Source organism: Streptomyces sp. NPDC058619 (genome assembly GCF_042717785.1).
Lineage (GTDB): Bacteria > Actinomycetota > Actinomycetes > Streptomycetales > Streptomycetaceae > Streptomyces.
In genome coordinates, this window is sequence record NZ_JBHXQN010000128.1 from 1 (window position 1) to 4,731 (window position 4,731).

At 68.7% G+C, this 4,731-nt stretch carries 3 protein-coding genes and 2 pseudogenes; 2 read left to right on the forward strand and 3 right to left on the reverse strand.

Going from position 1 to position 4,731, the window contains the following annotated elements; translation table 11 throughout:
• Nucleotides 1-191: 191 nt before the first annotated feature.
• A pseudogene (locus ACFWTC_RS38515) lies at nt 192-640 on the forward strand (transposase); the annotation flags it as partial.
• Nucleotides 641-646: 6 nt separating this feature from the next.
• On the opposite strand, the pseudogene ACFWTC_RS38520 reads toward ACFWTC_RS38515, so the two are convergent.
• Nucleotides 647-778 (reverse strand): annotated as a pseudogene (locus tag ACFWTC_RS38520) (IS110 family transposase); the annotation flags it as partial.
• Between the two features lie 66 nt (nt 779-844).
• A complete protein-coding gene (locus ACFWTC_RS38525) occupies nt 845-1,411 on the reverse strand; it encodes a lytic polysaccharide monooxygenase auxiliary activity family 9 protein (protein WP_384030632.1) in 567 nt (188 codons plus the stop codon).
• A 982-nt stretch (nt 1,412-2,393) separates the two neighbouring features.
• Between ACFWTC_RS38525 and ACFWTC_RS38530 the strand changes: the two genes are divergently transcribed.
• Nucleotides 2,394-2,615 (forward strand): hypothetical protein, encoded by a 222-nt coding sequence (locus ACFWTC_RS38530; protein ID WP_383932912.1) that lies wholly within the window; start codon nt 2,394-2,396, stop codon nt 2,613-2,615.
• A gap of 297 nt (nt 2,616-2,912) precedes the next feature.
• On the opposite strand, the gene ACFWTC_RS38535 is transcribed toward ACFWTC_RS38530, so the two are convergent.
• Nucleotides 2,913-3,227, reverse strand: a complete 315-nt coding sequence (locus ACFWTC_RS38535) for a hypothetical protein (protein WP_384030634.1) — start codon at nt 3,225-3,227, stop codon at nt 2,913-2,915.
• Nucleotides 3,228-4,731 lie beyond the last annotated feature (1,504 nt).

Consider the following 4,731-nt stretch of genomic DNA (forward strand, 5'->3'; position numbering starts at 1 on the left):
GAGTGAAGGCCCGCACCCGCAAGAACCCCACCAGCAAGTACGGCCCGAACGCCGGACAGCACCCCCAGAGGGCCCAGAACTACACCATCCACACCACCGTCGCGTTCTTCAAGCACGGCCTCAGCAACCGCTCACGGCGCTAACGCAACGCTGTTGCCGTAGAGCTCGTAACACGATCTTGATGAGATGCTCTGGTCAGCCGTGACCGGTGTGACGATTCGGCCGTTCGCAGTGGTGTGAGTACTCGGCCGTGGATCGTGGACGACGACTTGTGGGCACTGATCGAGCCGCTGCTGCCGCCCTGGCCGACGAGTTCACCAGGTCCGCGGCCGGTGGCTGACCGGCTGTGCCTGCAAGGCATCTTGTACGTGCTCTGCAACGACATCGCGTGGCAACTCCTGCCCCCTGAGCTGGGGTTCGGCTCGGGGCAGACCTGCTGGCGGCGCCTGGAGCGGTGGCAGCAGACCGGGGTCTTCGACCAGCTGCACCGCATCCTGCTCGCCGAGCTGAACGCGGCCGGCAGCCTCGACTGGTCGAGGGCCTGTGTGGACGGATCCCACATCCGGGCGAGAAAGGGGGCGCCGACACTGGTCCGTCGCCGGTCGACCGGCGGAAGGCAGGCAGCAAACATCACCTAATGATGTTGTCAAGTCGCTGCTGTGACAAGGAGTTCGTCCTGAAAGTACCGTCCGTCACGAATCAGGGCCCACAGAACGTTCACCCTTCGCCGGGCCGGCGCGAGAACGGCCTGGGTGTGCCGTTTGCCTTCGGCGCGCTTGCGGGTGTGCCGGCCCTGCCGTTGTGGCGGGGCCGGCACACGGTCGCGCCTTGGGGCGCGGTTGTTCTACGCGAACTGGAGGTCGATGACCTGGTAGAAGGCCTGGCCGGTGTCGGCAACCTCCCACACGGCGAGCAGGACCTGATGGCCGGCGCCGCGATTGGGCAGGCGCATGGTGTGGGTGGTGGGGTTGCCCGGGGCGAGCGGGTGCTCCCAGTAGGGCTGTTCGGACAGCTGGACGCGGTGGAAGGGCTCGGTCTCGAACTGGGCGCGGCTCAGGGCCTGCTCCGGGTCCCAGCCGTTCTTGGTGAGGAAGTAGTTGAAGCGGCGGGTCTTGTGTTCCGCGTGGAACCCCCAGGTGATCTCCAGGTTCTGGCCGGAGGCGACCGGGTGCTTCTTCCAGTCGGTGCCGACCTCGTCCAGGGAAGCGGCGAAGTCCTTCCCAGCGCTGGCGATCTTCCCGTCCGCCGGCGGCTGGGCGTTGACCACGTCGCTAGGGGCGAAGGGATCGTGCAGGCCCGCCCGCGTCTGGGGGAAGAACTTGCCGGCCTCCAGGCCGTTGGCCTGCCAGTCCTCCAGGTAGAGGTGGGCTCGGGACGGGGGAGAGCTGACTGCTCCGTGTCTGGACTCCATAAGACGCTCCTTGCACTACGTGTACGTACGTGCACGGAACGCTACCGGGTGGTGCGCGGTTCACCCCGCCCATTTGGTCTCGCGCCGCGGTTCTCCTCGGCCCGGTCGGTGTCGAGGTGCGGCGTCGACCTGATCGAGGTGGCGCCGGCTGATCCTCTTGACCTGCGGCGATCCATCTTCACTGTCATAAAAGGCCGTTGCTCCATCTTCGGTGGCAATCGGTCCAACTTCGCTGTCAGGGGACACCTGCCGGTAGACACTCCCCGGGCGGGCGGACGGTCCTGACACCGTTAGCGTCACCGGGAGGCGCCACGGGGCGACGCTTCTGAACGGGATGCCTGACGCCGCCGCCATGCCCGCGTACGACAGCGCGGTGAGCAGAACTGGCTGTCGGACCGTTTCCGTCTCCCGAACGGGGTGTCACTGGAGTACCAGCTTGACTTGCACTCGCGGCACTGGAACTTCGGCCAGGGGTGCCGGCGGCCCTCCAGCAGGGCGTGCAGCGTCTCGCCCCCGGCGTCGATGGCCGCCCGCCGGGCCCTCGTCTGGCGCCAGGCCGTCGTACGGCGGCAGGGCGTCGTCGTTGGAGCGGAGCTCTTCCACCTGCCAAAAAGTCCGCGCATCACCGCATCTCTCTGCGCCCGACAGGGACCGCGCGGCCCCGGCGGAGAAACCCCGGCAGCGGGCGGGGCGGGGCCGCCGACCCGGCCCAACAGGCAACCAACCTCACACGCGGCACACCACCGCCCAGCCCGCGAACCGTACACATCGCGCACATATGGCGTATGGACGGTAGCGGGACCAGCCGCACGGGCAAGATCAGGCACGGCTCGTCGCGGCCGCCGGCCCGCGGCGGGGCGCCGGTCGGCGGCAAACGAGTGCACCGCAGGTGCCTGGCGCGGCGGTGTCCGTGGGGTGGGGAAGCGATGGACGGGTGATGCCGGGATCGGCCCGGCACGCCGTGAGAGAGGGGAACCGTGCGATGGAGCAGTCTGAGCTGGAGAGCAAGGTGCAGGCGCTGGAGAAGACTCTGGCCGTTCAGGAGGCGACCATGGCCGGGGCGCAGGCCACGCAGGCGGCGACGCAGGCGGGGATGACGTCGACGTTCGGTGCGACGCAGGCGGGGACGTGGTCGGTGATGGCCGTCGGCAGTGTCTCGCTGCTGGTGGGGATTTTCCTCGGTATGGCCATCGCCAGGGACTGACGGAGGGCCCCGCTCTACCGGGAGCATCCGTCTGGCTTTGCGCCGCCCTCTGCCCGGCTTGATGGCCGGGCAGCGGGCGGCTCGCTGCAAGGGGGGCCGTTGGCCCAGCAGAGGTCACGGCCACCTTGCACGGTGAGGACTTCCCCCAGGCGGGTGGGAGAAGGCCGTGGTGGTCCCGGGATCACCCGGTTGCTGATCGGCGACCTGCGCGGCAGACGGGGCGGGCGCGGGGCCCGGGCTGGGCGGCAGGGTCTCGCGACCGTCCGGCCGGGTTTCTCCCCCGGTGTTGTGCGCGGGTCAGGAGCCGTTGTCGTCGTAGTTGTCCCGGCTGCCGGACTTGGCCAGCCCGCGGCTGATCATGTAGCCGACGGTGAGGATCGCGATGTACAGCCAGGCCTTGTCGGCGCGGAAGTAGTCGAGGTGGCCCTCTTCGGTGCCCACGAGCATGGAGGCGATGAGGACCGCGACCACGGAGGCGATGTAGATGAAGAACTCCGTCGTCTTCAGGGCCGACTTCGTCTCGGTCGACAGGCGGCGTGTCCCGTGTCCGGAAACCTCGGCACTGGCGGTCCGGCGGCCTGCTGGGGTGCCGCCCGGGTTCGCGGTGGTCATGGCAGGTGTCCAATCCGTTGTGCGAAGCGCGCGGGGCGCTCTGCGGGTCGGGGTGACGCCAAGATCGACGTGGGCCCATCTCGGCGACTACCCCAAAAGGCACGAATAAGCACCACGTAAGGGATAAAAGGGGCCGTTTGGTAGCTGCCCGGTCGGCGCACCGGCGCTGCCTGAACGCGGTCACCACGGCCAAGCCCGCCTCCGGTGAGTGCCGAGGATGACGCGCTGCTCCCGCTCCTGGAGGCCGGGGCCGACCCCGTCCGCGAAGTACACCCGGCGACCGGCCGGAGAGGGCCGGCGGAGCCCGGTGCGTTTCAGGAGCGGAGCTGTGGGTTCGGCCCGTGCAGGCGCAGGGGTGCGGCCGTGGGAGAGGGCGGTGAGCTTGGCGCGGAGCAGGACGTTGAGGCCGCGGCGGAGTCGCAGAACCCGAGCCCGCTGACGTCGACGGTGATCTCCGCGGGACTGCCCGGGTCGGTGACCGAGCGCTGCAGGGCCGCTTCGAGTCGGGCGGTGCGGCCGCCGTCATGTCGAGCTGCCCGGCGACGCGGACCACCACCGCGGGCCGGGGTGTGGGGTGCTGTGCGGGCGGGCCTTGATCGGTCACCGTTCCCCCGGGGTAGCCGTTTCCCCACCGACCGTAACCGCTTCACCGGCGGGCACGAATCCGCCCTCACCCCTGCTCCCATCCCCTCCCGGACCGGCCGTGTCCGCTCCCCGCCGCCCCTGCCCGCCGTCACGGACGCCATGCCCCACCGTCATCGATTACCTCTCCGCCGACCAACCGAAAACCTGTGATGGCCGGAGTAGACATTGGGCGGTGGCGTGGTTATGGTTTCCCTCGTAGCCCAGAGGGAACGAAGGGCCTGGCAGAGACGAACTGCCGGGCATGCAGTACCCGCAGTACCCGTATCACGGTGTGGTGGTGGAGTGTCGAAGCCAGGGTTGTCGTAGGACGGCGACGGGACTGATCACCGGACCGGGTGGCCCGCAGTCATCAGGGGCCACCGCGAGCAGTACCAGCAGTTGACGCAGTGGTTGCAGTACCCGCAGTTCGCAGTACCCGGCAGTACCTCGGTCAGGGTGTCGATGGTGGGCGTCCGCACCGGGAGGTTCGGCAGTGGGGTTCCAAGCCAGAGCAGATGCAGGACGGGCGACGGGGCTGGCTGCCGAAACGTGGCGCTCGGTCAGGTCACGCGCGGTACAAGCAGTTCGCATCACCAGCAGTACCAGCAGTTCTGAGTGGAGCAGTACCCGCAGTACGCAGTAATAGATAGTTGATCATCCGAGGGATGAACGGAGGGATTGGGCGCCATCAGGATCGCCCGGACGGAGTGTTGAGTCCGGGTACCGCGGGACATCGTTAGTGAGGTGGTCTCCGGTCGAGCAACCGCGATCCCCGCACCCCCGACAGAGCTCAGGTCGGGCGCGCGGAGTAAGTAGGCCGGCGCAGTATCAGGGCTGGCAGATGGTGTAGCAGTTCCTTCGGGGCCCTGGTGCCATAGGC